24 protein-coding genes and 1 tRNA gene are annotated in these 26,743 nt (G+C 59.2%); 8 read left to right on the top strand and 17 right to left on the bottom strand.

Features of this window, described 5'->3' with window-relative positions; translation table 11 throughout:
- Nucleotides 1-504 precede the first annotated feature (504 nt).
- From SFUM_RS05575 to SFUM_RS05565, 3 genes are all read left to right on the top strand, one after another.
- Nucleotides 505-1,170 carry a hypothetical protein gene (locus tag SFUM_RS05575; RefSeq protein ID WP_150109439.1) on the top strand — a complete coding sequence of 222 codons (666 nt, stop codon included), beginning with the start codon at nt 505-507 and terminating at the stop codon, nt 1,168-1,170.
- 590 nt (nt 1,171-1,760) lie between these two features.
- Nucleotides 1,761-1,964 (top strand): hypothetical protein, encoded by a 204-nt coding sequence (locus SFUM_RS05570; protein ID WP_041439959.1) that lies wholly within the window; start codon nt 1,761-1,763, stop codon nt 1,962-1,964.
- Between the two features lie 834 nt (nt 1,965-2,798).
- The gene (locus SFUM_RS05565; RefSeq protein ID WP_041439956.1) at nt 2,799-3,344 is read left to right on the top strand and encodes a DUF4329 domain-containing protein; all 546 of its coding nucleotides are present in this window, start codon (nt 2,799-2,801) and stop codon (nt 3,342-3,344) included.
- 117 nt (nt 3,345-3,461) lie between these two features.
- Here the strand turns inward: SFUM_RS05565 and SFUM_RS05560 are convergent, their stop codons facing one another.
- Complete coding sequence (locus SFUM_RS05560; protein WP_011697932.1) at nt 3,462-4,868, bottom strand: patatin-like phospholipase family protein; 1,407 nt, start codon at nt 4,866-4,868, stop codon at nt 3,462-3,464.
- A gap of 451 nt (nt 4,869-5,319) precedes the next feature.
- Between SFUM_RS05560 and SFUM_RS05555 the strand changes: the two genes are divergently transcribed.
- Nucleotides 5,320-5,637 (top strand): DUF4258 domain-containing protein, encoded by a 318-nt coding sequence (locus SFUM_RS05555; protein WP_011697931.1) that lies wholly within the window; start codon nt 5,320-5,322, stop codon nt 5,635-5,637.
- Nucleotides 5,612-6,112, top strand: a complete 501-nt coding sequence (locus SFUM_RS22370; RefSeq protein WP_083763954.1) for a type II toxin-antitoxin system MqsA family antitoxin — start codon at nt 5,612-5,614, stop codon at nt 6,110-6,112. Before SFUM_RS05555 ends, SFUM_RS22370 begins: the two co-directional genes overlap by 26 nt.
- A gap of 518 nt (nt 6,113-6,630) precedes the next feature.
- On the opposite strand, the gene SFUM_RS05545 is transcribed toward SFUM_RS22370, so the two are convergent.
- The 3 genes from SFUM_RS05545 to SFUM_RS05530 form a co-directional block, all read right to left on the bottom strand.
- A tRNA-Gly gene (locus SFUM_RS05545) sits at nt 6,631-6,707 on the bottom strand.
- Between the two features lie 515 nt (nt 6,708-7,222).
- Nucleotides 7,223-7,783 (bottom strand): bifunctional pyr operon transcriptional regulator/uracil phosphoribosyltransferase PyrR, encoded by a 561-nt coding sequence (gene pyrR, locus SFUM_RS05540; RefSeq protein WP_011697929.1) that lies wholly within the window; start codon nt 7,781-7,783, stop codon nt 7,223-7,225.
- A 298-nt stretch (nt 7,784-8,081) separates the two neighbouring features.
- Nucleotides 8,082-8,501 (bottom strand): hypothetical protein, encoded by a 420-nt coding sequence (locus tag SFUM_RS05530; protein WP_041439947.1) that lies wholly within the window; start codon nt 8,499-8,501, stop codon nt 8,082-8,084.
- Nucleotides 8,502-8,743: 242 nt separating this feature from the next.
- Between SFUM_RS05530 and nth the strand changes: the two genes are divergently transcribed.
- On the top strand, nt 8,744-9,427 hold the full coding sequence (gene nth / locus SFUM_RS05525; protein ID WP_011697927.1) for an endonuclease III: 684 nt from the start codon (nt 8,744-8,746) through the stop codon (nt 9,425-9,427).
- Between the two features lie 61 nt (nt 9,428-9,488).
- Here nth and SFUM_RS05520 read toward each other — a convergent pair whose 3' ends face one another.
- From SFUM_RS05520 to SFUM_RS05505, 4 genes are all read right to left on the bottom strand, one after another.
- Nucleotides 9,489-10,478 carry a DUF814 domain-containing protein gene (locus SFUM_RS05520; protein WP_011697926.1) on the bottom strand — a complete coding sequence of 330 codons (990 nt, stop codon included), beginning with the start codon at nt 10,476-10,478 and terminating at the stop codon, nt 9,489-9,491.
- An 11-nt stretch (nt 10,479-10,489) separates the two neighbouring features.
- Nucleotides 10,490-11,320 (bottom strand): ATP-dependent sacrificial sulfur transferase LarE, encoded by an 831-nt coding sequence (larE, locus tag SFUM_RS05515; RefSeq protein WP_011697925.1) that lies wholly within the window; start codon nt 11,318-11,320, stop codon nt 10,490-10,492.
- 7 nt (nt 11,321-11,327) lie between these two features.
- Nucleotides 11,328-12,539, bottom strand: a complete 1,212-nt coding sequence (locus tag SFUM_RS05510; RefSeq protein ID WP_011697924.1) for a homocysteine biosynthesis protein — start codon at nt 12,537-12,539, stop codon at nt 11,328-11,330.
- 184 nt (nt 12,540-12,723) lie between these two features.
- The gene (locus tag SFUM_RS05505; protein WP_011697923.1) at nt 12,724-13,506 is read right to left on the bottom strand and encodes a carbon-nitrogen family hydrolase; all 783 of its coding nucleotides are present in this window, start codon (nt 13,504-13,506) and stop codon (nt 12,724-12,726) included.
- Between the two features lie 749 nt (nt 13,507-14,255).
- Here SFUM_RS05505 and SFUM_RS05500 point away from each other — a divergent pair.
- On the top strand, nt 14,256-14,681 hold the full coding sequence (locus tag SFUM_RS05500; protein WP_011697921.1) for a DUF5663 domain-containing protein: 426 nt from the start codon (nt 14,256-14,258) through the stop codon (nt 14,679-14,681).
- A 451-nt stretch (nt 14,682-15,132) separates the two neighbouring features.
- Nucleotides 15,133-15,399, top strand: coding sequence for an Ogr/Delta-like zinc finger protein (locus SFUM_RS05495; RefSeq protein ID WP_011697920.1), 267 nt, complete (start codon nt 15,133-15,135; stop codon nt 15,397-15,399).
- Between the two features lie 222 nt (nt 15,400-15,621).
- On the opposite strand, the gene SFUM_RS05490 is transcribed toward SFUM_RS05495, so the two are convergent.
- From SFUM_RS05490 to sat, 9 genes are all read right to left on the bottom strand, one after another.
- The gene (locus SFUM_RS05490; protein ID WP_011697919.1) at nt 15,622-16,413 is read right to left on the bottom strand and encodes a YkgJ family cysteine cluster protein; all 792 of its coding nucleotides are present in this window, start codon (nt 16,411-16,413) and stop codon (nt 15,622-15,624) included.
- An 87-nt stretch (nt 16,414-16,500) separates the two neighbouring features.
- Nucleotides 16,501-17,223 (bottom strand): YkgJ family cysteine cluster protein, encoded by a 723-nt coding sequence (locus tag SFUM_RS05485; RefSeq protein WP_011697918.1) that lies wholly within the window; start codon nt 17,221-17,223, stop codon nt 16,501-16,503.
- A 15-nt stretch (nt 17,224-17,238) separates the two neighbouring features.
- Nucleotides 17,239-17,499, bottom strand: a complete 261-nt coding sequence (locus SFUM_RS05480) for a hypothetical protein (protein WP_011697917.1) — start codon at nt 17,497-17,499, stop codon at nt 17,239-17,241.
- A 63-nt stretch (nt 17,500-17,562) separates the two neighbouring features.
- Nucleotides 17,563-18,735 (bottom strand): (Fe-S)-binding protein, encoded by a 1,173-nt coding sequence (locus SFUM_RS05475; protein ID WP_011697916.1) that lies wholly within the window; start codon nt 18,733-18,735, stop codon nt 17,563-17,565.
- A 73-nt stretch (nt 18,736-18,808) separates the two neighbouring features.
- Nucleotides 18,809-21,028 (bottom strand): hydrogenase iron-sulfur subunit, encoded by a 2,220-nt coding sequence (locus SFUM_RS05470; protein WP_011697915.1) that lies wholly within the window; start codon nt 21,026-21,028, stop codon nt 18,809-18,811.
- A gap of 4 nt (nt 21,029-21,032) precedes the next feature.
- A complete protein-coding gene (locus tag SFUM_RS05465) occupies nt 21,033-22,301 on the bottom strand; it encodes a CoB--CoM heterodisulfide reductase iron-sulfur subunit A family protein (RefSeq protein WP_011697914.1) in 1,269 nt (422 codons plus the stop codon).
- Nucleotides 22,302-22,581: 280 nt separating this feature from the next.
- On the bottom strand, nt 22,582-24,486 hold the full coding sequence (aprA, locus tag SFUM_RS05460) for an adenylyl-sulfate reductase subunit alpha (protein WP_011697913.1): 1,905 nt from the start codon (nt 24,484-24,486) through the stop codon (nt 22,582-22,584).
- A gap of 18 nt (nt 24,487-24,504) precedes the next feature.
- Nucleotides 24,505-24,948, bottom strand: a complete 444-nt coding sequence (gene aprB, locus SFUM_RS05455; protein WP_011697912.1) for an adenylyl-sulfate reductase subunit beta — start codon at nt 24,946-24,948, stop codon at nt 24,505-24,507.
- A gap of 156 nt (nt 24,949-25,104) precedes the next feature.
- Nucleotides 25,105-26,337, bottom strand: coding sequence for a sulfate adenylyltransferase (gene sat, locus SFUM_RS05450; RefSeq protein ID WP_011697911.1), 1,233 nt, complete (start codon nt 26,335-26,337; stop codon nt 25,105-25,107).
- Nucleotides 26,338-26,743 lie beyond the last annotated feature (406 nt).

Here is a 26,743-nt window from a genome sequence, read left to right as displayed (position 1 = left end):
CCCCGCAATTGCGCCGGTCGCGTGCGAGGGGGAGGATTCGTCACCGTCCGCCATGCCTTCCGCCGATCCGGCGTTCTCCGAGCTTTCACGCGAATCCGGCATGGCCTTCCCGGGTTCGGGGTGAATGCCGCAGGCTTTTCAATTCGACCATATATCCCACTGCTGACGGTCGTTCATAAAATCCCTTATCTCACCTTAGCCGTCGGATGCCGATCCATTGTCTTCCCGGCGCGGCTGTTGCCCTTGAGAAGATCGGATCGATGTTCGTCGGGGCGGCGCTCCATTCGAGGTGTTGCCCGTGGCCGGCGCCGAGACCTCCGATCGCATCAGGCGTTCCGTGTAGACAATTCTTCGTTTCCATTCATCTTTATCTACTGAAGAAAGAGTCCTCCAAGCTTGCGGGTTCCCGTTTCCATGCTCGGAGGAGGTCCGGATGCGAGTACGGACGTGTTCCGTCAAGGATACGTCGTTTCGGGGAATTTCCGGGAAACGGAGGTGCGTCGTATGAAGAAGGGGAAGTTCTTGTTACTCATTATCGTGTGTGGAATTCTCGGCATGGCGTCCGCCTCCTTGGCCCAGACGGAGTACCAATCCGAGGTGGAGCAGGAGGTGACGTACAGCCGGCAGGCCGAGTCGCCGGTGGTGAAGCTGCATGGCCCGGATGCGCTCACCGACCTGGCGGCGCAGGCGATTCGGGAGAAGCGCCCGGGTGTAACGATCGAAAGGCATCATAAATCGCTCAAGAACAAAGTGTGGATTGAGGGGACGACCGGGTCTGATTATATGGCGCTTTCACCGAAAAGAGTGAACCGCATGCGGGCGGCAAGAGACAAGGGGGAAAGCGTCTATTCGGCGCTCTGCGCCCAACAGAAGGACGTGATTGAACAGACGGTGGGGACGGAGGATGCGTCCCGTCATGTTGAATGGAAAATGTATCGAGAACGGCGTCGGGCTCGGGCCATATGCCCCCCTCCACGGGCGGTTTGCGTTCCTCGGGCCAATGTGGGAGTCGTCGTTGGCGGCTATCGTCCGGTTTATCGGTACGGAGCCTACGGCTGGTGGAGGGGCGGTCGATATCCCTACTATCACGGAGTGAGAGGCTACCGTTCTTTTCACTATGGGTACAGAGGTCATTATCCTTCGAGGGTCGTCAACCGGCGCCCCCGGTAAAGTTTGGCGCAAGACGGCGAAGCCTGCCCGGTGAATCCCGGCTTTGCGGAAGGCGGTCGTTGCGCGCCGAGTGGTCGAGCACGCTTGTCCCGTGATGATTCTTCGAGTGGGAAGACGTTGACGGGCAAGCGTTGCCCCCGCATTTTCCGGCTGACCGGCGCGGCTCCGCTCGACAGTCCGTTGCCGAAATACGATGAAAGCTCCTCGCGTCGCTTCTTCCGAAAACGGCAATCCCGGCTTCTCATCAGCCCGATGAAGCAGTAATTCATATCATATACACCTCAAGCCTCCAACCATTTCAGCTGTTTGCGGGTCTGTCGGCATAGCAAAAGCTGATTCTTCAACATTTTCCATAAAAATCATTTACAGATCTATAGATTCAGTATATATTTAGTTCAGGATGTTCTTATTATTACTGCTGAAAATGTTCATTATATTATGGAGTGATGAGGCAAATAAGTTCCACTAATCTTGATTTTGTTTTACTTATTTTTTTCTTCAATTAATTAGTGCGGCTTTGCACGTTCCACTTGGCCCGATTTTCCAAGGGCTGCTCACGGCACTGTAATCGAACAGAAAAGGAGAAGGCCATGCCGGAAATAGCCATAAAAGAAAATGTTTTGGGCGGAGAACAGTTTTGTGCCATGTGCGGGGGTTTCATGGCGTCGCACCTGGGCCCCGATCTGTTCATGGAAGGTACGATGCAGCTCGTTTGCCGTGACTGCGGGCGGGAATATGCACCCCATCTCGTCAGTCTGCTGGATCTCGGCGCAAGCATGGTTCACAGTTCTTAGTCATCCGCGCGTACTGCATCTCATACCGATTTGCAATCAAGATCGTAATACTGACGGGAGGGCGCTAAACCCTCCCGTGTCCGAGCCGCGCACTCCCGCGCGAGATTTCTCCAGCGTGGGGACATCGCATGACACGCCCGCCCACAACCTGGCGAACCGATGTTTTGTAATCTTCAACGCGAACGGATATGGAACGGACAGGCCATATCTGGCTGAATCTCCCCTCGAGAAACAGTCCGGCAAACATATCGGCGGATTGCGATTCGGGTCTCATACGGATCCGCGTTCAAGAGGATACTCTAAAAGCGTGGGGGACGTATCCCCCACACCCCCTCGCCGCTTCGCGGCTCCGTGTGGCGCTGCGGCGGCGGCCTTCGGCCAGTCGCCGACAGCGCCGAGCACTCGGCCTCACGCGCTTGCGCGTGTGGCCGAAACTTGGGGGGTGCGGGGGAATCATTCCCCCGCTCTTTTGTGCTTGAAAGATCCATCTTGAACGCAATTATCCATGCCCCCGGCGACACCCGCGAAGCATGAAAACAGACTCACCCGGGAATCTATTTTCTAGGTAACTTCGTATCAAACGGACCGCTTTGTGTCGCCGGCATCGATGGCGTGAGGCTTTCGGGTGTCGCATTTCCTGAACAACCGTATATAATGAAGGCTTGCGAAAGGTCTTTTCCGGGAAACGTGTTCGCGCAAGGTTCCCGACGGATAGGTTCTTTTGGGGACGGCGTGTTTTCCTGCCGTCGTTTTGAAGGGAGCCCGGCGAAGGACGTCCGATGCGCTCGGCCGGACGCCGGTCTCGCGCCCGAAACACTGAGGAGATGATCGACCATGAAAAGGCTGGCGGTTCTGGTTGCGGTGCTGATCCTGGTATTGCCGTCCGGCATCGATGAGCCGCTGCGGCAATTTCCCGGGTACGAACCGATCCCTCCCGGATCGGATACCACAAAGAGCCCCCGCAACGACGCTTTCGGAACGCTCGGTGAGGCCATGTTTCACATGGCGAGCCACATCAACGCCGTATCCATTGCAACGAATCAGGAATATGGAGGCATTATATTCGTCAATCAAGATGGGTCATATGGTTATTCATTGCCGATTCGCGGACTCAATAACATGTGTTTTCCCACGCTGAGCCCAATTCCATATGAGTCCAGGAAGATTGGATATTACCATACACATGGAAGGCTTGAAAGTGAATCCAATTTACATTTTTCTCATGATGATATAATGCTTTCCTTCATTTTTGGCCGCATTGAAGTTCTTGTAAATCCCCGTGGAGAGCTTAAAATATATGTTCCTTATAATGTCCCCTTCAAGAACGAAAGTTATAGATTGGCAACGATTTATCCATGGGAACATGTTGGAAGATACTGATTTGGATCATGCGGCCGTTGATCCCGGCTCCGAAGGGGTCATTCCCATGGATGTCCGGCCTGCGGCGGATTGCCCGGATGGAATCCGGCGGCGGCCCTGTTGCCGTAACGCTTGCGGTCAGGAACCCGGCATCTTTCCCCCGAGGTCCGTTACCAGCCTGTTGAAGGATTCCTCCGAGTAGAGGAGCTTGCCGGCCACCTCCCGCAATTTGTCCACTTGGTCTTCAGGAAGGGTGAGGGCCGTTGGGATTCCTTGAAAGTATTCCCGTTGCGCCTTGTCGGGAAGCGAGGCGAACGTGACGTGGGTAATATAGATTTCGATGGGTTTGTCGTCGGACGCCGCATCCTTGTCGGCCCAGTCCTGGGCGTAACGTCGCAGCAAATCCATGGTCTCATAATTGTACTTGTTGACCATGATGGTAGAAGAGGCCCCGAGGACCGCCGCAAGGCCGGGGATCTCGTCAAGAAGTCTCCAGCGCGGTTTGTCCTGTGCCTGGGCATCGACGATAATGAAGACTACCCGACGTGTTCTTGCAAGTCTTTCATCCTTGATGACATCCCGGATGCCGCCGTGGGCCGCGATGGTTTCTATGATGCCTCGAATGCCGAGATTGTCCGAAACGCCTCCGTCGATCAGGTGAATGTAAGGTTTTGCATCCCGTTCAAGATAAGTTCTCGTCATGACGGCCTTCTGATAGGTGCGGCTTGCGGGGTCGGGCTTCGCGAGGGCATTGGTTACCCATGCGGGGACCCTGCTGTGGCACTGCCCGGCGTAGTTCTTGAGGACGATCGGCGTCAGGGGGCCGGGGAAAGCCGCCGAGGCGGCAACGGCCCTGGCCAGGGGGAATTTTTCGAAATCCGAGCAGATGAGGGCGAACTGGCTTGGAATGAAAGGGAACACGATGCCGTCGTTGGCATCGGTGGCCAGGATAATGACGGCGGGGCCCTTGCCGTTTGCCAGGTCGCCCAGAGTGGCGCCGTGAAAAATTTTCCTGTCGTAGTATTCCTGCGCCATGTCGCTTCTTCCGAAGTGAGGAGACCATAGCCGGACCCAGTTCACGGGGTTGAACAGACCGCCGATGAGCCCGGACTGGAGATTCTGCAAAAGGACAGTCTCCTTAAAATCCCTGAAAGCGTTCCTGGCGTGCAATCCAAAATAAGCGGCGGTAAAGCTCCCACCCGAAACCCCGGTGATCAGGTCCACTTCATCGAGCAGCGTATGCCTTGACGATGCTTCATGCGAGGCTTGTGTTGTCTTCGATACGGGAATTTCAATCCGGTCAAGGGCCTCGAGAACGCCGTAGGAGAGAGATGCCGCGCGAGTTCCCCCACCGGAAAACGCGAGGATAAGGAACAACTCGTCGGACTTCGTCGGGGATTCCAGCTTGTCGCGGAAGGGGTTCTCCCGTACCTTGAAATCCAGTTTCGGATTCACGGCATAGTGGGCGGTGCACGACACGAGTGAAAGAAACCCTATGACGACTATCGATACTTTCAGCAATGACGAAACAGCAGTGCGTCTCACGTTCACTTTCCTTTGAAACGGCGATGCCCGGGGAACCTCGACGACAACCGTCTATCCCCGAAAAGGAATGCGCCGTGGGCGGACCTTCAGGAAACACCGTAGGGGAGGCTATCTCCGGGCACAATCATATGATTGTTACAGTCGAAAATGCAACGAATATGAAAATGCGCGCGGCCCGCGCGCGTGCGGGCTTCCTGACTCACCCGGCCGCACGGATGATTCCTCACGCATTCGGATGACGATCTGAAAGATAGTCTTTCTTTCCGGCAGGTTCGGGTCTGTCAAAGTTTGGCGAAAGTCGGACGAATTCTCCTCCTTGGAAGAAAGTCCGGGGAACGGTCGGGGAAACTGGTCAAGAGCCGTGACCGGTGGTATAGTGCACAGCGGACAAGATTTAGTAACATAGTGTTACGTTTTTTCTTGACGGCTGATCCCCTCGGAGATTATCCTTTTGAGTGAGCCGCTCAGTTCTTCGGAGGGGATTACTCGTATTCGGGAAATCGCCAGATGCGGTGATCTACAGACCACTTCGCACTGCCGAAGGAGGATGATCGAGAGGAATTTTCATTTTCAGGATCTCCTCTCAGTGCTGGTCAACGGAGAGATCACAGATCAACCTGAATGTGATGAGAAACACGACCAGTTCAAGTACAGGGTGCAGGGTACAACCATCGATGGAGACTCTGCCGTCGCCGTCACGGTCATCCTGAGTCTTTGTTCTGTTCTGGTCGTAACCATCTTTGATGGAGCCGACCTTGAGTCGTTATGAAACATGTCCCACTTGCGGAAGCACCGAGATCATTTTCAAGAGGGGGCATCACCATTTCCTTGAGAGCGGACTGGAGAACATCCACTTGAGCAATGCGGACATCTGGCGATGTAACGCTTGCGGAGAGGAGATTGTCTCAATCCCCCGTTCCATGGAACTCATGAAATCAATCGCCGAAAGCATTTTGCTAAAGCCCATCAGCCTGTCAGGGGCCGAAATACGATTCTTTCGAAAGAACCTTGGAATGAAGATCAAAGAGTTTTCTCAGTTACTCGGAGTAGATCGGGTCACGGTGTCCAGGTGGGAAAATGGGCACGAAAAACCATCGAAATCGGCAGACCGATTGATCCGCTTGACATACGCCGTCGAAGCGAAGGTGCCTGAAGCTGTTATGGAGCAATTGCGAAGGAGCCTCAGAAAAGACATTGTGGATTCCGAAGCGGACTGTTTTGTATCGCTTCCATTGGTATCATGAAGGTTCCTTTCGCGGAGGAGTCGGCCCCAGTGCTGCCCGGTTGAGTGAAAAGGGGGAGGTCTGAGTTCTTCCTTTTTGATTTGCGGTGAGAAAGCCAATTCAATGGTCTGGCTTCGTTTTTTCGGTATGAAGCAAAGGGGTGAAATTTACACTCTCAACTCGGTTATTCTCTTATTGAAGTTTTTCTCGTGAGAATCCGGAGATGATGGGGGAAGGCGATTACTCTGGCACTCTTTTCGATTTCCGGGAGTTCCTGACAGCAGTGTTGGGGGAATATCTCGAGTGATCTTCACTGCAGCGCATGAAATGGTTGGTTTACACCTAAAAAAGCCTGCCTTTCCGGATATGCCGGCGCATGTGCCGGCCGGGGTGTGATGCACAAGTAGGGGTTCGGAGACCATGATTTCATGCCCGTTTTCCAGTGAGAATGTTGGGGATACTGTTGGGGAAGGGGCTTGTATATCGTGCGGGCAGGTTTGAAAATAGGCTTCCATCAAGCATCTAGCCATAAAAAAACCTGGAGCGGGAGACGGGCTTCGAACCCGCGACCCTCAGCTTGGAAGGCTGATGCTCTAGCCAGCTGAGCTACTCCCGCTCACAGTGTGTAGGTCTTTAACACGAGTCGCCGATTGTTGGCAATCAAAATCTCAAGCCGCGAGCGGCTCCGTGGCGCCCGACGAGCCGCACCGCCGCGGCGCGGGCGATACCCGGCGGCCCATGGATGTGCAACCGTCGCAACGACGGGTCCGGGATCGGAGGCGGGAGAAAACCCGGACCCTCCGGGCGGACTCTCCGGATTTCTGGAATCTGTCCGGTCCATGGGGGACACCCCCGCATACTGTAAGGGATCTCGTCGCTTGCAAGGGCAGGGGGGAGACCTCGCGATACGGGTTTTCCGGCTGCGGATCGCTTGAAAGATGACCTTCTTCGGCTGAAGGCCAGGCTGCGCTAAGGGTCTTCAGCCATCGTTTCCCTGCCGATTCCCCGACACGCTCCCGGCAGCCCGCCAAACGACCCGTCAACCCACCAGTCCGCAAGACGCCTCGCGGGCAACCCGCCAAACCGCCGCCCGTCCAGAGGGCAGGTCGTCACCAATCGGCCCGTCAGCTTTTAGGCTTTGCGGGCCTGCGCCGCCTGCTCGATCACCACGCGGTCGACGCCGTCCTTTTCCTTCAGGAGCACGTTGACCTGTTCGTCCGACCGGGTCTTGAGCTCAATGCCGATGAATTGCCCGCAGATGGGCAGCTCCCGGTGCCCGCGGTCCACCAGCGCCGCGACCTGCACGCGCTTTGGGCGGCCGTAATCGATGAGGGCGTCGAGGGCGGCTCGAATGGTGCGTCCCGTGTACAGGACGTCGTCGACGAGCACGACGTCCCGGTCGTCCATGGGAAAGGGAAGATTCGTCGCCCGAACCACGGGCTGGGTGTGAAGGCGGGTCCAATCGTCGCGGTAGAGCGTGATGTCGAGCGTCCCCACCGGTATGGAGTGCTTGAGTTTCTTCGAGATGAGCGTTTCCAGCCGCTTGGCCAGGAACACGCCGCCCGTGTGGATGCCGACCAGCGCCAGGCCGTTCGGGTCCACGGGTTGTTCGACGATCTCCCGGGCGAGTCTTTCCAGAGCGCTCCGGATATCGCGGGCTTCCATGACGACACGGGACCCATTCTCCACCATGATGCACCTGCCTTCCGCGTTTCGGGGAAAAAGAGAAAACAAAAGGGCACCTTTCGGCACCCTTCTGATGGATCATGCCATGCCGGGTTCGCGAGTCGATCGCCGGATCAATCCCCGACAAACGGCACAAGAAAAATCGTTCTCCCGCACTTTCGAGCGTGCCCGAGAGTCGATTCTCCCCCGATCCGGCCGGACCGCCGACGGCATCATGAGCCGACCGTGACGCACGGCTCCGATCGCCGGGCCGGACCACCGCACATCAACCGGGCGCGGATCCGCGCGCACCGGCCATACCATGTCAAAAGAGCCGCTTCACCCAGACGAGGCTGAGATGAAGGTTGACGTCATACTTGCAGAACCGCTCGATCCCGTTGAAATCGGAGGTGTGCTTCAAGTCCAGCAGCCGGTCGAAGTCCTTTTCAATGACGATGTTGCAGAAATCCACCGGTATGGACCGCACGAAATCGAGCTCCTCCGCGCTCCACAGCTCGTCGGCGATATCCCCGACGCTGTTTTCCAGTGAATGGTTGCCGCACACCTTGTAGCATGCCCCACAGTTGCACCGGTGAATGGAATCGAAATCCGTGGGCACGGGGTGGCCGTTCTCGCAAAAAGGACAAACGATGATGTGAGTCTGCACCAGGCGTTTTTCCGGTCTGTGCTTGAAGGATGCCGAGCGCAAAAGGTCTTTCATCATCATTTCATTGATCTTCATCATCGGTCTCTCAGTCTTCGTCACGCCATATGGAAACCCCGCAACCGGCAGCTCCGTCGCCGCCAACCGTGCAATGGCCGGTCCCCGACGCAATCGGCCCCGAGCTCCGGTTTGGGAACAGGCTTATTATATAAATCGTTTTTTCTTGAAATCCAAATAGAACTTTGACATATAAGCCTCCATGCCTCATTTTGCAGCATTCGGGGACAGACTTCCACGGACCGCAAACAGGACAGCGAGCACCCATGCCAAGGAACCAGCCAAAGACCCCGTCAAAACGAAAGCGCCCGCCCGCTGAAAAAGTCCGGGCGATCGTCGAAATCCTGGACCGCACCTACCCGGATGCCGCGTGTTCGCTCGACTTCAGAAATCCCCTCGAGTTGCTCGTCGCGACCGTGCTGTCCGCCCAGTGCACCGATGAGCGGGTGAATCTCGTCACCCCCGCGCTGTTTCAACGGTATCCCACCGCCAAGGCCTACGCCGACGCGCCCCTGGAGCAGCTCGAAACCGACGTCAAATCCACGGGGTTCTACCGAAACAAGGCCAGGAACATCAAGGAGGCCTGTCGGGTCCTCGCCGAGGAACATGGCGGCGAGATCCCGCCGAATCTCGACATCCTCGTGAAGCTTCCCGGCATCGGGCGCAAGACCGCCAACGTAATCCTGGGGAACGCCTTCGGGATTCCGGGAATCGTTGTGGACACGCACGTGGGGCGTGTGAGCGAACGCCTCGGCCTGACTTCCGAAAAGGATCCGGAAAAGATCGAACGGGACCTGATGGAAATCATCCCCCGCGAGAAGTGGATCAAGTTCTGCCACCAGTTGATCGGGCTCGGGCGGGAAATCTGCCAGGCGAGAAAGCCCAAAACCGGCGTATGCCCGCTGCGTCCCCATTGCGATCACGCCGCGGCGCACCCCGAGCTCGGGTGATCCGTCCGGGTGTCCCGACGGAACCATCCCGCTCAGGTAAGAACGCGGGCGAGTTCGCGCCTCAGATGAGGAGACTCCTGTATTCAAGCCGGTCGGAGGGCGGCCCGCTCAGGGTGCCCGAAGTTTCCCCCCGCCTCCAGGACACCTTCACGGGGACGTCGCGCGGGCAGTCGCTGTAGGCGGTCACGATGGCCGCGGCGAGTTGCAGGTCCCGGTCCGCGGAAGGCGACGCGATGACCACACCGGTCGGGCTCGGGTAGTCGGCGACCCGCAGGACGATGTCTTCCGGGCCTGCGAACTGTGCCAGCCGCGAATTGTCCGCTTCATTGCGGCCTATGATGCAGATGCTTCCCCCGGGCAGTGCGAAATGCCTGCCCCATTTCAACAGCTCCACCTCACGTGGTCCCGCTTCCGGGTAACGGGCGAACAGCTCCTTGAGCCTCCGGGCGAAACCTTCCTTGGTGAGCATGCAGCCGCCGCCCGGCTGGGGATAATCCGTGATGCCGTAATGCCGGGCAAGGGCCTCCTGGCGCTTTCGCGACCGGCCGTGAATGTCGAGCAGCCGTTCGCGGTCCACCAGCCCCTCGATTTCGACCACCGTGGGCGGCAGCAGTTTGGCGCTCAGAGGGCGCAGGACTCGGCCGGGATAGCCGCAGAGCTTCTCCACGCTGCGCAGGGAGTCGCGCCGCTGGCTCATGGGACGCTGCCCCAGCACCTCCCCGGTGAACAGGAAATCCGCCCCCTCCCGTTCCATGACGCGGCCGGCCTCGCGAAGCATCAGGGCATGGCAGTCGATGCATGGATTCATCTGGCTGCCGTAGCCGTATACGGGATTTTTCAGCATTTGGAGATGCCGGTCGGTGAAATCGATGACGCGCACCGGGATTCCCACCGTTCGTCCCACGTCCATTCCCTGCCCGGGGCCGAAGAAGGGTGTCTTGAAAATGATGCCGATGAGCTCGAGTTCCTGGTCCTTGAGGACCCGTGCAGCCAGCATGCTGTCCAGGCCGCCCGAGATGAGCCCGATTCCTTTTGCTTTCCGTGATGTCATGGGAGCTCTATTCAGTGAAGATCCTCGTCCCAGCTTCCACTGCGGAAACCGGCGAGATCGACGGTGACGAATTTGAATCCCAGGGCTTTGATAACCCGGATGACTTCGGTTCGGTTTCCATCGCGCATGATGACGTGCAGCGAGGGGGGATCGACTTCGATGCGGGCAAGCTCGCCGTGAACGCGGACTCTCACCTGCGCGCAGCCCAGGGTCCGGAGGAAGTCCTCGCCCCGGTCGACCGCCGAGAGCAGCTCGGCCGTCAGCCGGACCCCATAGGGGATTCGAGTGGCGAGGCAGGACTGGGTCGGCCTGTCCCAGGTGGAAAGCCGGGCGATCCGGCTGATCCGCCGGATGTCGTCCTTATCCAGCCCGGCCTCGGCCAGGGGGCTCACGACCCCCGACTCCTCCAACGCCTGTTTCCCGGGCCGGTAGCCCAGGGCGTCTCCGGCATGAGAGCCGTCGAACAGAATGTCGCAACCCGATTCGGCGGCCTTCATCCGGATTCTGCTCAGCATTTCTTTCTTGCAGAAGTAGCAGCGTCGGGGATGGTTGTCGCGCAGGGCTTCGATGGAAAAAACGTCCACGGGGACGATCTCCAGCGGAAGGCCGATCTCTTCGGCCACCCGGGCCGCGTTTCGACGATCGCTGCCGCTCGCGAAGCCCGATTCCGCGAAAAAGACGAATACCTTCTTCTTCAGCCACGCATGAGCGAACCACGCAAGCAGGCTGCTGTCCACCCCTCCCGAAAAGGCGATGCCGATCCGGTCGCAAGGGGCCAGCAGGGCGCTCAAACGCCGGATCTTGGCTTCAAGCGCGGGCAGGGCGGAGACGAGGTCGATCATGGCATCATCACGCCGACGAGTCTGCCGGTCGTCCCGCCTCCTCCGGCCGCATCACGCTCCCGGGTCGCGGCACGGTCGGGAGAAAGTGCTGCGGCTCTCCCAGAAGAAAGCTTCCCTCACGGATCCATTCCTTGAGGATCGTCGCGATCTCCTTGGCCCGGACATAGCTCGACAGCGGCACCGTCGGCACGTCGTGGCCTTCGATCCTGATCGTCCCGCTTTTGAGCTGAGCGTAGTTGACCTCTCCGAGGGGGTCCGAACGCGTGAAGCTGTAGTCCTTCACCTGCGTCACGATGTCATCGTCGGACACGCCGGCGTAGAACGCCATTTCTTCGTCGAGAATGGGTATTGGTATGCCCAGCCCGACGGAAAGCGAACACCCGTACCCCTGGAGGCTGACGCCCAGGAGCCAGCGCGGCAACATTTGCTTGAGGTCTCCCAGGACCATCAGGGTTCCGGCCGGGGAGCGCGGGACGCCGTTGGGGCCGCGCGGTACATCCGGGTTGTGCTGGGAGCCGGGCCACACGATGTACCCCTGGGCGCCTCCGAGAAAGATGCGGGTGCCCAGCCCGAGAGTCCTGTAGTAAGGGTCGTTGAGAAGCGGGCTCAATTGCCCGGATGTGGAATAATTCGCGTTGCCCATCCGGGGTTTGAGGGTTCCCATGTAGGTGAATATGGTCCTTTCCGAGAGGTTCACGGCGCAGTTGTAGTTCTGGTACGCGTTGCGGGGATTGCAAAGCAAGGCGTACTTGAGATCGGCAAGAGTGACCGTCATATCCACCTGGCGATTGGGATAGCAATCCGTTCCGTAGGCTTCGGCGCGGAGCCGGACGGACTTCCCGGCCACCAGGTCGTGAATGACATGGCCGCCCCCGTACTCGAAGGCCCCGGGGCGAACCTTGTTCAGGGGATCGTCGAAGGTGGGTTCCGTGGCGCCAAGATAGACGTCGACGGCCGCGAGCCCCCCGTAAGCGGGCACGTCGTTGAGCCAGACCTTGCTCGCCTTGATGGGAGGCTGCGTGTGGCCGAAGTTGATGAAAGCCCCCGAGGAGCACATGGGCGCGAAAGTCCCGGTGGTCACGACGTCCACCTGCCTGGCCGCGCGAACCGCGCCCTTTTTCCTGACGATGCCCACCATTTCCTCGGCCGTAACGACGACGGCCTTTCCCTGGCGAATCTTCTCGTTGATCTCCTGGTAGCTCTTCTGCACCGATGCCATCGTTCTCCCGTCCTCTGTCGCTTTCCTTCCCAGCCGGGCTGAAGCCCCGAACCCCGCCTTCCCCGAGCGTTTCGCCGGCGGCCGATCGATTCGGGCAAGCCGGCGTGTCCGGGGGATTAAGCATAACCCGCAAATATTCGAAGTGCCACCGGAAAATAATCGATTCGGCGCCGGCTCGCCGTCCCTATTCGTACACGGCCGGCACACGGTCCGGGAAACAGGTGATGAGCTTTCGAAACCTGTCGACCTCCTCCATGTCCAATGCCGCGGCAATCGATTCCGGGCCGGTGCCGGCTTCGATCAACACCTTTCCCATGGGGGATATGATGGCGGAGGCCCCGCCGTATCGCATTTTCTTCTCGGTGCCGCAGCCGTTGCAGCCGATGACGAACAGTTGATTCTCCACCGCCCTGGCTCGCAGCAGCAGGGACCAGTGATCGATTCTGATGTCGGGCCAGTGCGACGATACGCACATGATCCGCGCGCCGTCCAGCGCGAGTTTTCGCCCCAGTTCCGGGAATCGCAGGTCATAACAGATCATGACGCCCAGTTCCCCCGCCTCGGTCGAGCACACCAGAGAGGTTTCGCCGCGGCCGAAGTGGAGGTCTTCGTGATGCAGGGAAAAGAGGTGGACTTTTCGGTAACTCCCGGCAATCTCTCCGTTCGCGTCGATGACGTAACTGGTGTTGTAGATCCTGCCGTCGACGCTTTCCGGGAGGCTCCCCACAAGCACCATTCCATGGCGGCGCGCCCACCCCCTCATTTCTTCAACGACTTCAGGGGTTCTCGACGCGACCTCCTGCAACCTGGAGTAGGGAAACCCGCATGCCCACATCTCCGGCAAAACGACCAGGCGGCATTCCCCCGAGGCGAGCTCTTCAATGCCCTCCCGGGCATTGGCCAGGTTGGCGTCCACATTCCCCGGCACGACCCGGAGCTGAAGGCACGCGGCCACCAATTCGCGCATATGGGATTTCCTCCTCGAAGCTCGTACAAATCCTGGGAGCGCAAAACCCGCAACCCGTCAAGCCGCTGGAGACAGCCCATGAGCGGGCAATCCCGCGACGAAGCGGGATAGGCATCCGCCGCCGATTTGCCGGCCTCATCATGGAAACGATTACCCTGTGCCCGTCCCGTTTGAGCCGCTCATGCCCCACTCCCGCGCAGCCAGGCATTCCGGCTCGGCGACGGTTGTCGCACTTCCGCGCCCCCGCCATGGGCCAAAAAGATTTCACGTCGTGCGACATCACCGGGGCCTCGGCAAGAGTATTCTATTAGCACAGGTTGCCCCGAATTCACACAATTGCCGGTGAAAAAGATCGGCCCGTTCTGGCTGCAGCCCGATCCGCCTTCGATTGTCGCCGCGGGATCGGGGCATTTCGGCCGCGGCAGGATGTTTCTCAACTACAACCGGCAGATGTTGAAGGATTTCCATCGCGAGCCGAAGATCGTGCGCGGAAAACGCAGGCTCAGGAAGCACCCGCAGTACTGGCGATGGCTCACGGGCTTTCGCTGGTCCCGGGAAAGCATCCGGTTCGGACAAGCAGCACATACGCGAGCGCCAATCTTTTTCCCGCAGGGTGTAAAACCTTGTCCACGCCGTCCGCATGATGCTATAACCCAACCGGGTCGCGACGGACGCCAACGGCGAACCGGCCGCCCTGAAATCGAGCATCCGGCCTTTTCAACCAAGAATCTTCAACACAGGACTGAACTATGTCTCAAAAAGAGCCAGAGGTGACCGAACCCCGGCAGGCAGGTCCGTCGCAGCCGATTCGAAATCCTTACATCCTGAATTTCTGCAAAGTGCTGGTGGAAAGGAAGAGCGAGAAAGTGGAAGGCGAGGCGTTGAAAAAACTGCTCAACGACATGTATCGCCTGTTCGAGTGCATGCTCGGACAGAACATGATCGCCGCTCTCCCCGAAGATCTGCGCAAGGAATACCTCACCGCGACCGAAGACCTGAGCAAGCTCACGTACGAAAAGATCGGCGAGGTATTCGACCGGAACGTTCCCGATTACGAGCGGATCATGAAAGACACGATGAAGCAGTTCGCTGAGATATTTCTCAGGAACCGGCATTTCCGGCCCGAGGATTATCCCGTTCCCATGGAAGCCTATTCCGTCCAGGAACCCGTGTGAGATAAAATCCCGATTCCCGAGCTTTCCGTGTTGGGGCTCGGGACAGCGCCTGAATGTGAACCCGCCTTCGCACTCGTCGGGGTCGGGCAGGCATGCCGTGCCCGCTTTCTTCAATGATTCTCAGAGGCGACGTCATTTCCCGGCACACTTCCGTTGCAGCGGCCGCAAAGCGGCGTGGGCAAAAGCCCGCGACTGCGCCGGTTCTCTTCGGTGAGCTCTCTTGCCTTCTCGGAGCCGACTGGTTACGTTTGCCTATAAGTGGTTGCGCCCGGTCCCGGGGACGATGGGGGGACGGGGCACGTGCCGCCTCCAGGCCGCTCAGGAAGGCCGCCCCTTTGCGCAAGGGGGGGGGGAGCTTTCCCGGGGGGGCGTCGCCGCGGCATGGACGCCGGGTGGCGTGCCGGAATCCGGGACGATCACGCTCTATCAACGAACTGCAAGGAGATATTGAATGGCTGAAGACAAGACGATATGCCCTCACTGCGGCTGCAAAATGAGCAAGTGGAGAACGCCTCCGATGTCCACCTGGAGCGCGGAGTATTTCTATGTTTGCTTCAATGACGAGTGTTCCTACTACATCCGGGGCTGGCAGCACATGAAGGACACCACGGAGGTCTCCTGCTCGTACCGGCACCGTTTCGATCCGGAAACCGGGGCCACGGGGCCTCTCCCGGTCTGGTCCCCGGATGCGGGAAAATCTGAAATCATCGCCGACTGATACCGAGATGCAGACGGGCAGGGCGCCGGCCCTGTTCGGTGGGGTGAGAAAGTTCGCGGCAGACGCCAGGGGCTTGTTGGTTTTGGGCCCGGCCGCTCCCGCGAACGCAGCGCCGCGCGGCTCCCGAATGTCGATGCGTCCGGTGACGGCACTGAAAAAAGGAGGGATCGTCCTTCGGGCGATCCCTCCCTCCGTTTGCGATCAACCGGGTCCGACCCCCGATCAAGGGGCGGCCGATGCATCCCGCATCTTCAGTTCCGGTTCGTTCAGGAGGGCGAATTTGAGCCATCTGAATGCAACGCAGAGCAGACGTTCGTCGCTCTCGGTCAGCCCTTCGATCTCCTCCGACGTCAATTCGAAAATGCTCAGAAAACGGCTCTTCAGCACAAATTCTCGGAACTGGTCCATGTTGTAACCGGCCAGGAAGAACATCTGCTGCTGCTTCGCCGACAGGGGATTTCCCCGGAGCAGCCGCGGATGCGTGACGATTTCCATCCATTGGTTGTTCATTGCGTTGCAGGCGATCAATCCCTGGTCTCCAAGCCATTCCCGAACATTCCAGACCCGATCCTCCTCAAAACCCGCACAGTGGCTTTCATGCAAGAGGAAGTAGTCTTCGATCACGGTACCGTGAGCGCGGTGCACCCGTGAGGCCCTGGCAAGGGGGTATATGCGGCATGCCGAGGGACGTCCGGAGTAGACCGTGCAGCCGGCAGGCGAGACGAACGGGCAGCTCTTGCGTTCGTTCTCCTGCATCTTCAGGTGGATCATCGGGAGCCGGCGTTGTTCGTCGAAGACGGTTTCGGTGTAGCGGTCCAGGAAGCTGCGGGCATCCATGCCCAGGTGATTCTTCAGCTGCACGATATCGTAAGGGGTCAGCAGAAGTTTCAGGTCTCGGCAGCACTCCGTGAAACACGGGACGCCGGGGTGGCATGCGAATTTGAACTTCCCGTCCCTCAGGGGTTCGAGCAATCCCCGGATGGGTTCGGGCGCGGTCGTTTCAACGGCTGACATGATTCTCCTTCGGGTGGTGATTCCGAACCCCGGCCGGCGGGATGCGGCCGGCTCCGCCCTCGTCATTCCCGGTCCCGCGTGCTCGCATCAGGTCACCGGGTAGAGTTCTTCCAACTGGCTGCGGATATAGCGGAACGCGAGTCTCAACAGCTCCTCATCATCCGAGAGGGCGCGGCGAAGCGTGTCTTCGTCCACGGCATAGAACGTCTTGAATCGCTCGTCCCTGATGATTTCGACGAAGCGGTCCAGATCGTAGGCAAGAAACATGATCTTCCCGAGGCCGGCGTCCATGGGGGCGCCCCTCTTGAAGCTCGAAGGAACGACCGTTTGAAACAGCCGTTCCATTTCGACATACGGCGCGACGCCCTGGCCTTCGAGCCATTCGCCCACGCTCGAAGAAGACGATTCCAACAGGCCCAGGCACCGGTCCTTCCCGGCAATGAGCTGGTATTCGCCCTCACGGGAACCCAGATCGAGAGGAAACATGCGGCAGGCCCACGGCCGGTTCTCGTATACGGTGCAGCCGGCGTCGGAGACGAACATGCACCTCAGGGTGTCCTCATCCATACGGAGTTGGACCACGGGAATGTTCACGGTGCGAGCGAGAAAGTGCCGTGTATGTTTTTCCAGAAATTCCGTCGATCCGATCCGCAGAGCGCGACGAAGCCGCAGGATGTCGTAGGGGGTAAGGTAGATGTTCACATCGCGGCAGCATTGAGTGAAGCACGGGAGCGTGTCCCTGCAGACGAAACGAAAAGGACTGTCGTCCTTGAGCACCGGTTGATCCGGTGTCGGGTCAGTCTGAACCATGTGCGACCTCGGCAATCAGGCGTCAAGCAGCGCGGCCTGGTAGTTTCTGAAATTGGGATTGCTGTGAATCAGCTTCTCGACCACCGCCAGGGCGTCGGGCCCCCTGCAGGCGATGAAGGTGCAGTCGCATGAGCGGGCGCACCGGTTGCAGTGATAGTCCTCTTCCAGCGCGTTACCGCAATGGCAGTAAGGTTCCATGACCAGTTCGCCTGCTTCCCGGTAAGCGAGAAGGTAGTCCTGCTGATTGGTTTTGAGCGTTTCGAATGTCACTGGCATCGATTCCATTCTCCTTGTTCGTCGTGATGCCCGGCGGAGGGAACCCCGCCGGTTGGCGCCGGTTCAGTCGTCGCAGGGAACGGCCTTGACCAGCAGCTCGGACAGCTCGATGATCTGCAGCACGTCCTGATTTCCCAGGCTGTTGCAGGCATCGGTCATCATGTTGACGCAATAGGGGCACGACGTTGTCAGAACTTCGGCGCCGGCCCGGACGGCGTCCTTGATCCGCAACTCCCCGAATCGCTCGCCCACCGGGACTTCGGCCCATATCCGGCCGCCGCCTCCGGCGCAGCACAGGCTGGAATCCCGGCAACGTTCCAGCTCCGTCATCTCCACTCCCGGAATGGCGGCCGCAAGCTGCCGAGGCGCGTCGTAAATCCCGCTGTGACGGCCAAGGTAGCACGGATCGTGGAAAGCGACCTTCTTTCCCATGCCGGCGGTCAAGGAAAGCTTCCCGTCGGCATACAACTGCTGAAGAAGCTCCGTATAGTGCACGACTTCCCACTCCCCGCCCAGTTCGGGGTATTCATTCTTGAAGGTCCACAGGCAATGGGGTGATGTTGTGACGATTTTTCGGACTCCACGGCTGTTGAACAGCTCGATGTTGTTCTGAGCGAGTTTCGCGAAGAGTTCCTCGTCACCGATTTTGCGCATGCTTTCCCCGCAGCAGCTTTCTTCCGTTCCGATCACTCCGAAACTCACCCCCGCGTGCTTGAGCAGCTTGGCAACGCTCCTGGCGATCCGGGTTCCCCGCGGGTCATAACAGGAATGGCAGCAGACGAAAAGAAAATATTCCTTGCCCGCGTCGAAGGCGGGCACATCGAGCCCGCTCGTCCAGTCCATGCGCTTCTCCCTGGGCCCCGACCAAGGATTGCCGTTGGCGAAGGCGCTGCCCAGAACGGGTCGCAGATAGGCCGGCGGCATCCCGGCGCCGACGATGCTCGTGCGCATGGTCCGAACGTTGTCGACGATCTTGACGCCGCGCGGGCAATTCGTCTGGCACATGCCGCAAGTGGAACAGGCGAAAAGTATCTTCTCGTCCTCGAAACCCTCGATGCCCATCTGCCCGAGCCGCTGCATGTGGCGGATGTTGAATTGTTCGCTCGTCTCTCCGGAAACCAGCCTCCAGGGACACAAATTGGTGCACAGTCCGCACTGCATGCACCAGTTCAGCGTTTCCGCTCCCAACTCCGTCAGGTAATCCCGCATCTCCAGCAATACGTTCTTAGGTTCCATGGGGCACGGCTCCTCGCGCGTAACCCCCGGGTGCCGCCGCAAGCGTGCGCACCCCGGGCGAAACGGCAGATCATCAATAACCTTTGTAGGGGTTCGGGCCAAGCTCTTCTATCCGCGCGGCGAAGCCGTCGAGGACTTCCGGAAGACGCCTGTAGTCGGATATCGCAATCTGTTCGAAGCGGACTCGATCCGCCTCCAGAACAAGGCGATTGAGGGTTTCCCGGATCTTGCTCATGCGAATATCGGCGAGTTCGCTTCCCTTGATGAAATGGCACTGGTAATCGTCCCCGTGTTTGCATCCGAGCAGCAGGATGCCGTCGATTCCCTTGGAGAGGGCGTCGGCAATCCAGACGAGGTTCGTTGAACCCAGACATCGGACCGGGATCACCCGGACCCACGGGTTGTAAGCGAGGCGCCGGATACCGGTCATGTCCAGCGCCGGGCAGGCGTCGTTTTCGCACGCGAGGACAAGGATGCGGGGCTTTTCCTCGTACTCGTCGGGAACCTGGATGTTCTTGATCATGTTTCCGATCATGGTCACGGAGTAGTTCCTGAACGAGATGATCCGTTCCGGGCAGGCGCCCATGCAGACTCCGCAACGGCGGCACCGCGTGGGGTTCGGAAGCGGATTGGCTTTTTCATCCTCGTTGATCGCGCCGAAGGGACATTCTTCCGTGCACCGCTTGCACTGCGTGCACCGCTGCATGAAGAACTCCGGGTAGCTGGTGTCCCCGGCCCTGGGATGGACGGCTTTGCCGCCGGAAACCATCTCGACGCACTGGATCGCTTTGAGGGCGGCGCCCGTGGCGTCCTGCACGGCTGCGGCGTAGTCCATGGGCGCGCGCACTGTCCCGGCCGGATAGATTCCCGTACGGCGTGATTCGTACGGGAAACAGATGAAATGGGAATCGGGGAAACCGTGGTTGAGCGTCGGGAGCTCCGGACCCTGGCGGTACTGGAGATTGAGCAGGTTCGACACCAGCACGGTGTCGGCGGGAACCGCCGATTCTTCCTCGCCTTCCTTGGCGGCCTGGGCCTTGAAGGGGTCTCCAAAGGCGCTCGTGGGAACCATGCCCACAGCCAACACCACCAGGTCGACGCCCTCCGACATGATCGGGGAGCGCGTCAGCTCATCGTCTGCAACGATGACAAGCCCCCCCGATCCATCGTCCTCGACATCGCGGACGGCTCCCCGGATGAAAATCGTGCCGTCCTTCTGGGCCTGTTTGTAAAGCAACTCATACGTCCCGTTGGCGCGCATGTCCTGGTAAAAAATATAAACCGGCATCTGCGGGTTCATGGATTTGAAGCAGCTCGCCAGCTTCAGGGATTCCACGCAACACGCCGACGAACAGTAGGGCAGGTGTTCCGGGTCGCGGGAACCCGCGCAGAGGATGAAGGCCACGCTGCCGACCCGCCCCCCGTTGGAGGGACGCGCGACGTTGCCGGAGACGAACATCTCTTCGAGCTCGGCGGCCGTGACGACGTCCGGAAACCGACCGCGGCCGAGATGGGTAAGCTTTGCCGCATCGTAGGACACGGAACCGGTCGCCAAAACGATCCCGCCGACCCGTTCCGTCCATTCGGACCCGTCACCGCGAACCGTGACGTCGAACATGCACGGCGCCCCCGACGTCGAGGCAATTTGAGCCCCCGTATGGACCTTTATCTTCGGCCGGCTCGTCACTTCCCGGATCAGTTGATCCAGCGGCGAGTCATGCGGAGTGTCGTAAGGCGGAGAGGACGGAGGCACTTTGTGGACCCTTCGAAGGTACCCTCCGAGCTCTTTTTCCTTTTCCACCAACACGGCTTCGTACCCGGCTTTGGCGGTCTCGTTGGCCGCGGTCAATCCGGTCAGGCCACCGCCCACAACCAGGATACGCTTGCTGAGCTCCTCCCCGATGAAAGGGTCGGGAGGCTGGGTTTCGGAAAGCTTGACGATTCCCATGCGCAGGGCGTCCTCGGCCATCATCTGCGTGTTTTCGTCGTTGGGCGCATGGGACCACACCACCTGTTCCCGGAGGTTGACCCTCTCCACCACGGCACCGGGGGAAAAGTCGAACACGTCGGTCATCACGCGCGGAGAACAGGCCGCAATCACAACGAAACCCGTCCCTTCGGACTCCAGGCCGGACCGGGCGAGCGCCACGCCTTCGGGGCTGCAAAGGTGAGGGTGCTCCCCGCATGACGCGATCTTGTATTCGTCGGTTGCCACCCTGGCCAGAGCCTCGATGTCCAGAGCCGCTCCGATGCCGCACCCCGTGCATATGTACACGCCCATCTTCTTTTCCATCGAGCTACCTCCTGCAAGTCGCTTGAATAGCCTTGAGAGCCGCAGCGGTGGCGTCCTGCACGCTGGACGCGACATCGACCGGTTTCCTGGCGCAGCCGGCTCCCACGATTCCCGGCACCGGCTGTTCGTCGAGGACAAAGCCGTGCTCGTCCAGGGCCAGTTGCGCCGGAGGGGTCTCGACGGCGCAGGAGGGCACCATTCCGACGGCGAGCACCACGAGGTCGAACTGATCCTTCACGATGCCTCCGGTTGCCTGGTCCTCGACCTGCACCGTTACCATGCCGGTCTCCGGGTCTTCGGAGATCTCGCCCGGCTTGCCCTTGATCAGGTTCACCCGGGGATCGCTCCGTACCGTTGTGAAGAACGACTCGTATTTCCCGAGTGCCCGTATGTCGATGTAAAAGATGGTGGCACTTGCATTTTCATGGCGCTCGAGCAGATAGGTCGCCTGCTTGAGGGAAGCGAGGCAGCACACGCCGGAACAGTAGGGCAGGTGGTTCTCGTCCCGTGATCCGGCGCATTGCACGAAGGCGATCTTTTTGGCCTCGACGCCGTCCGAGGGCCTGGTAATCCTTCCTCCCGTGGGACCGCCCGGTGATGCCAACCGCTCCATAACGACGTTGGTGATCACGTTCCGATGTTTCCCAACGCCGCAGTAACGAATCCCGGTCGCGTCGTACGGCTGCCAGCCGGTGGCCCAGACGATCGCTCCGACGTTGAGGTCAAAGGTGGCCGGCTGCATGTCGAGCTCGACGGCGCCGTATGGGCAGGCGGCCTTGATGGCCTCGGCCTCGGGAGTCCCGATGACCTCCGGGGCCACAACATAGCGCATCGGGAAAGCGAATTCATGGGGGAGATAGGCGGCCCTGACGGTCTGAAGACCGTAGTTGAAGGCATCCGGAACGGCGGTGGATGCCGCTTCCGAACACAAACCGCAACCGGTGCATTTTTCGTTCACGTAGCGGGGGGCGACCTTGATGGTTACATCGAAATTCCCCGCCTCCCCCGCAATCTTCTCCACCTCGGCCATGGTGAAGACCCGGATCAGGGGGTTGTTCCGGATGCGACGGAAGTTGATTTCGAGTCCGCAGCTCGGTGGGCACAACTTCGGAAAATACTTGTTCATTCTTGCGACACGCCCCCCGAGGTAGGGTTCGCGCTCCACCAGGCAAACCGGGATACCGGCTTCAGCGGCTTCCAAGGCGGCGCTGAGGCCGCTCATGCCTCCTCCTGCAACCAGAATGCTCCGGTTCGCGTTCAGCACATCGGCCATTGAATTTCCTCCGTGATTCGCAGATTCGGATGGTCTTGGGCTGCAAAAAAACGAAAAGCCTGACAAGAATATTCGGTCAACCAGAGGTTAACTTCGTTCGAAGGCAATGAAGCCTAACTCCAGAGCCGATTCGTTTCAACAGAAAAAATGCGGGCAAGCAACACCGGAATCCTCTCTCCCGGATCGCGGAGAACGGGCGTAGACGGCAGAAGGGAGCGGAAGCCAAAAAAAAACCTCCAGGCGCACGGAGCGCCCGGAGGTTGACTGGCACGGATCCCGCTTACACGATGTTCACAACCGGGACCTTCTTCATGGTCCACTCACCCGTTGCGGGATTGTAGACGGAGTTGACGAAACACTTCCAGTTCGCCTCGTCCATGTCGGGGAAGTCGGCGCGATAGTAGTAGCCGGGCCAACGGCTCTCTTCGCGGAACATGACATGGCGCAGATGGCTCTCCGCGATCCACAGGCGGTGGGTATTCTCCCAGGCGCGCAGCAGTTCGTGCAGATCGGACGCCGCCAGCTTCTCGGAGTCTTCCTTGAGCATGGTGAGCAGTTCGAGGCCCCTGGTGAGCAGGGACTTGTTGGTGGTGAACTGCGACGACACGCCGGCGCAGTATTCATCCATGATCTTCTGCAGGCGGAACATGAACATCTTGGGCTTGATGAAGTTCGGGTTGATGTCCGGGTCGCTGGAAAGCTTCGCGAACTCTTCAAACCGGTCCATCGGGGCCAGGATGATCTTTTTCAATGCTTCCACCTTGGCATCGTCGACCTTGGGAGCGACGTTGTTGTCCAGGATGTAGGCAATGGCGCCCTTGGCGGCCACGCGGCCTTCGGCGTGGGAGCCGGAGGAGAACTTGTGGCTGGATGCGCCGGAGCCGTCACCGCAGGTGAAGAGGGCCTTGACGGTGGTCATGTTCGCGTACACACCGATGGGCTCCCACTGCTTCTTGTACTCGGCCGGCATGACGTCCTCGGGACCGCAAACCCAGGCACCGGAAGCGCCGGAGTGCGAACCGATGAAGTAAGGTTCGGCGGCGGCGATTTCGGAAGGCTTCTCTTCGGGCTGTATGTTGCTGCCCGCCCAGAGAAGGGCCTGGCTGATGGTCATGTCGAGGAAGTCTTCCCATGCCTCGCTCTCGAGTTCCTTCATCTTCTTCTTGAAGGCCTTGGGATCGTCTTTGTACTTGGCTGCCAGGTTGGCAATGGCCTCTTCCGTCTTCATGTAGATCGGGCCCTTGCCGGCCATGACGTCTTCCATGCCCAGCCAGTTGCGCAGGTTGGCGGGGATGGGCTTGGCCAGACCGTAAGGAGCCCACTTGGGCAGCTCGTTGGCGCGGGTCACCATGTATTCTTCACCGAAAGCGTTGACCGCGCGGGATTTGAACAGCAGGAACCATGCGCCCACCGGGCCGTACCCGTCTTTGAAACGAACCGGGATGAAACGCACTTCCTGGCAGGTCATTTCGGCGCCGGCGCGGATGGTGAAGTACGCGGTGGAACCGGCGTTCCAGGGGGGATACCAGGCGCGTCCGAGACCTTCGCCCACGGACCGGGGCCGGAACACGTGAACCGCGCCGCCCATCGCGGCGATGGTGGCTTTGGCCTTGATGACGTAAAACTTGTTCTCGCGCACGCTGAAACCCACGCCGCCGACGCACTTGTCACCGTCCATGAGGGGTTCGACGATGAACACGCGCTCCAGAAGCTCGCCCTTGTCGCCCAGGGTGGCCATGGCGTTCTTGGCGGCCTCGGCCACGAGCACCTTGTAGGATTCACCGTTGATCATGATCTGCCAGCGGCCTTCATGCACGTACTTGCCGTCGGCGTCTTTCCAGATGGGGAGGCCCCATTTTTCGAAAAGATGGACCGAGGAATCCACGTGGCGGGCGATGTTGTAGACCAGATCTTCACGGGAGATGCCCATGAGGTCCTGGCGAACGTACTTCACATAGTCTTCCAGGGTGTTTTCGCCCTTGGCGTATCCGATGTACTGGTTGATGGCGGACAGACCCATCGCCACCGCGCCGGAACGGTCCATGGCGGCCTTGTCAACCACGGTCACCTTCAGGCCGTGCTTCTTCGCCCAGTATGCAGCCTCGAAAGCCGCGCCACACGCGGACATACCGCCGCCGATGATCAGGAGATCGGTTTCGACTACTACGGTTTCAAAATTAGGCATATCGTCACCTCCTTGGGGTTATTTCTTCAGGGTTGGAAGCTCGCTGGCCCAGGTGGAAGCCGGCTCGGTGCAGAGCACGGGGCTCTTGATGTCGTCCGTACCCGTAGCGAAACCTGCCAATGGATCAGCTTTTCCTTCCGGGGTGGTCCGAATGGGGAACTTGAAACGTTTCACCATGCCGTTACGAAACTTGACGGTCCACATGATGTCTTCGGAGCCGCGGAGGGGAACCACTGAAGCTCCCATGGGAACGAAATCGGCGTAGGCACGCACATCGATCGCCTGCTGGGGGCAAATCTTCACGCAGTTGTAACATTCCCAGCACATTTCCGGTGCCCGGTTGAAGGCTTTCATCTTTTCCTTGTCCAAAACCATCAGGTCGTTTGGACAGATGTACATGCATGCAGTCTTGTCCTGCCCTTTGCAGCCATCGCACTTTTCCAGAATCACATAGCTTGGCATAACCTCACCTCCAAAGTGTTTTTGCTATTTCTTCCAGCCGAATTATTCCCAATTTGAAAAGTCTCGAGACTGTCCGACGCACCTCCCTTCCGCACCCCAAACCTGCCCCTTGGATCGGGGCAGGCGGGTTCTGATTGTGTTTATGGGATGAAAAAACTATTTTTTCTTCACATCGCCGGTGGCAGCGCCATGCAGCTTGATCTCGACCTTTTCTTCCAGGCCGGCATAGTATTCCTGCAATACTTTGACAACTTCGGGTCTTGAAAATTCTTTGGGGAGTTCTCCGCCTTCGGAGAGGGTCTTGCGGACCATGGTGCCGGAAAGAAGCAGGCGGTCGGCTTTGCCGTGCGGGCAGGTTCTCATGGAGGCCATTCCGCCGCATTTGAAGCAGTGGAAAGTCCAGTCGATCTTGAGCGGTTGCAGCAGGAGTGCCCCTTCGGGAATGTCGTCGAAAATCTTCTGTGCATCGAAGGGACCGTAATAGTCGCCCACACCGGCGTGGTCGCGGCCAACGATGAGGTGGCTGCAGCCGTAGTTCTGGCGGAAAACGGCGTGGAGCAGAGCTTCGCGGGGGCCGGCATACCGCATCTCGGCGGGATATCCGCCCTGGATGACGGTGTCCTTCACGAAATAGTTTTCGACGAGGACATCAATGGCCTTCACACGAACGTCGGCGGGAATATCGCCTTCCTTGAGCTTTCCCACCAACTGGTGAATGTAGAGACCATCCATGACTTCGACCGCGATCTTGGCCAGGAATTCGTGGCTGCGGTGCATCGGATTGCGCAGCTGCAGCGCGGCGACCCGCCTCCAGCCCTTCTCGTCAAAAAGCTTCCTCGCTTCCGCGGGCCGCTGATAAACGTTCTTGAACTGGGTGGGGTAGAAGCTCTCGCTGATGACCTTGACCGGGCCGGCAAGGTTGACTTCCTTCTGCGCCATGACCTTCGCCACACCGGGATGCCCGGCGGCGTCGTTGGTCCAGAACACCGACTTGCACTCGTGTTCCTTGTCGATGGTGTACTTCTCCGTGACCTTCATCGTGCCGAGGATCTCGTTGTTCTCGACGTCGAGGAGGGCAACTTCCTCATTCTTGCCGATGCTGTCGGCGACGGCCTTGTCCGCGGAGAGGGTGATCGGGATTGGCCAGAAAACGCCGTCGGCCATGGTGTACTTATCGCAAACTCCCTTCCAGTCCGCATACCCCATGAATCCGTCCAGAGGCGTAAAAGCGCCGATGCCCAGCATGATGAGGTCCGAAGCTTCGCGGCTCGTCATGGGGACCACCTTCAGGGTCTTGGCTTTTTCCTTCTCAGCGGCCAGTGCAGCACCTTCCAACAGCAACGGTTTCAGCTTCTTCTCTTTTCCATGGGGGGGAACTAACTTGGACATCTTCACTCTCCTTCGGGATATGGTTGTTTTGGTGGACACCGCCTCGCATGTGCATTAATTTTGTGCAAACTGAAACGAGGCGCTCTATATATAGCTGTGAGGATTCCCTTGTCAAGGGAAAAAAGCCCTGAGTACTGCCCAGTTAGGCGCATGGCGAGCGAAAACGCGAGAGATCCAGGAAGGGGAGCGATGGCCTGGCCGCGGGACAGGCTGGAATGGAGCGGCAGCGTCGCCGAATCGGAACCTTTTTGTATCATCACTCCGATCCGAATGCAAGTGCAATCGTCGAGACTCTCATTTTGCGGCTGATCCTGGTTAAGTGAATCGCTGAAACTACACGGTGCAACCGACCCGCAGACGGCACCACCGGCTCTCGTGGCGGATGTGCATAAATTGTGCACCGGTG

Origin of the sequence: Syntrophobacter fumaroxidans MPOB (assembly GCF_000014965.1) — a bacterium.
Lineage (GTDB): Bacteria > Desulfobacterota > Syntrophobacteria > Syntrophobacterales > Syntrophobacteraceae > Syntrophobacter > Syntrophobacter fumaroxidans.
The sequence above is the reverse complement of the archived record's forward strand: the minus strand, read 5'-3'. Positions and strand labels throughout refer to the sequence as shown.

Bases quoted from the DNA above. Each gene is read 5' to 3' on its own strand.
- SFUM_RS05575 (WP_150109439.1), top strand. From the start codon at position 505: ATGAAGAAGGGGAAGTTCTTGTTACTCATTATCGTGTGTGGAATTCTC.
- SFUM_RS05570 (WP_041439959.1), top strand. From the start codon at position 1,761: ATGCCGGAAATAGCCATAAAAGAAAATGTTTTGGGCGGAGAACAGTTT.
- SFUM_RS05565 (WP_041439956.1), top strand. From the start codon at position 2,799: ATGAAAAGGCTGGCGGTTCTGGTTGCGGTGCTGATCCTGGTATTGCCG.
- SFUM_RS22370 (WP_083763954.1), top strand. From the start codon at position 5,612: ATGGAGCCGACCTTGAGTCGTTATGAAACATGTCCCACTTGCGGAAGC.
- pyrR (WP_011697929.1), bottom strand. From the start codon at position 7,783: ATGGTGGAGAATGGGTCCCGTGTCGTCATGGAAGCCCGCGATATCCGG.
- SFUM_RS05530 (WP_041439947.1), bottom strand. From the start codon at position 8,501: ATGATGAAGATCAATGAAATGATGATGAAAGACCTTTTGCGCTCGGCA.
- nth (WP_011697927.1), top strand. From the start codon at position 8,744: ATGCCAAGGAACCAGCCAAAGACCCCGTCAAAACGAAAGCGCCCGCCC.
- SFUM_RS05520 (WP_011697926.1), bottom strand. From the start codon at position 10,478: ATGACATCACGGAAAGCAAAAGGAATCGGGCTCATCTCGGGCGGCCTG.
- larE (WP_011697925.1), bottom strand. From the start codon at position 11,320: ATGATCGACCTCGTCTCCGCCCTGCCCGCGCTTGAAGCCAAGATCCGG.
- SFUM_RS05510 (WP_011697924.1), bottom strand. From the start codon at position 12,539: ATGGCATCGGTGCAGAAGAGCTACCAGGAGATCAACGAGAAGATTCGC.
- SFUM_RS05505 (WP_011697923.1), bottom strand. From the start codon at position 13,506: ATGCGCGAATTGGTGGCCGCGTGCCTTCAGCTCCGGGTCGTGCCGGGG.
- SFUM_RS05500 (WP_011697921.1), top strand. From the start codon at position 14,256: ATGTCTCAAAAAGAGCCAGAGGTGACCGAACCCCGGCAGGCAGGTCCG.
- SFUM_RS05495 (WP_011697920.1), top strand. From the start codon at position 15,133: ATGGCTGAAGACAAGACGATATGCCCTCACTGCGGCTGCAAAATGAGC.
- SFUM_RS05490 (WP_011697919.1), bottom strand. From the start codon at position 16,413: ATGTCAGCCGTTGAAACGACCGCGCCCGAACCCATCCGGGGATTGCTC.
- SFUM_RS05485 (WP_011697918.1), bottom strand. From the start codon at position 17,223: ATGGTTCAGACTGACCCGACACCGGATCAACCGGTGCTCAAGGACGAC.
- SFUM_RS05480 (WP_011697917.1), bottom strand. From the start codon at position 17,499: ATGCCAGTGACATTCGAAACGCTCAAAACCAATCAGCAGGACTACCTT.
- SFUM_RS05475 (WP_011697916.1), bottom strand. From the start codon at position 18,735: ATGGAACCTAAGAACGTATTGCTGGAGATGCGGGATTACCTGACGGAG.
- SFUM_RS05470 (WP_011697915.1), bottom strand. From the start codon at position 21,028: ATGGAAAAGAAGATGGGCGTGTACATATGCACGGGGTGCGGCATCGGA.
- SFUM_RS05465 (WP_011697914.1), bottom strand. From the start codon at position 22,301: ATGGCCGATGTGCTGAACGCGAACCGGAGCATTCTGGTTGCAGGAGGA.
- aprA (WP_011697913.1), bottom strand. From the start codon at position 24,486: ATGCCTAATTTTGAAACCGTAGTAGTCGAAACCGATCTCCTGATCATC.
- aprB (WP_011697912.1), bottom strand. From the start codon at position 24,948: ATGCCAAGCTATGTGATTCTGGAAAAGTGCGATGGCTGCAAAGGGCAG.
- sat (WP_011697911.1), bottom strand. From the start codon at position 26,337: ATGTCCAAGTTAGTTCCCCCCCATGGAAAAGAGAAGAAGCTGAAACCG.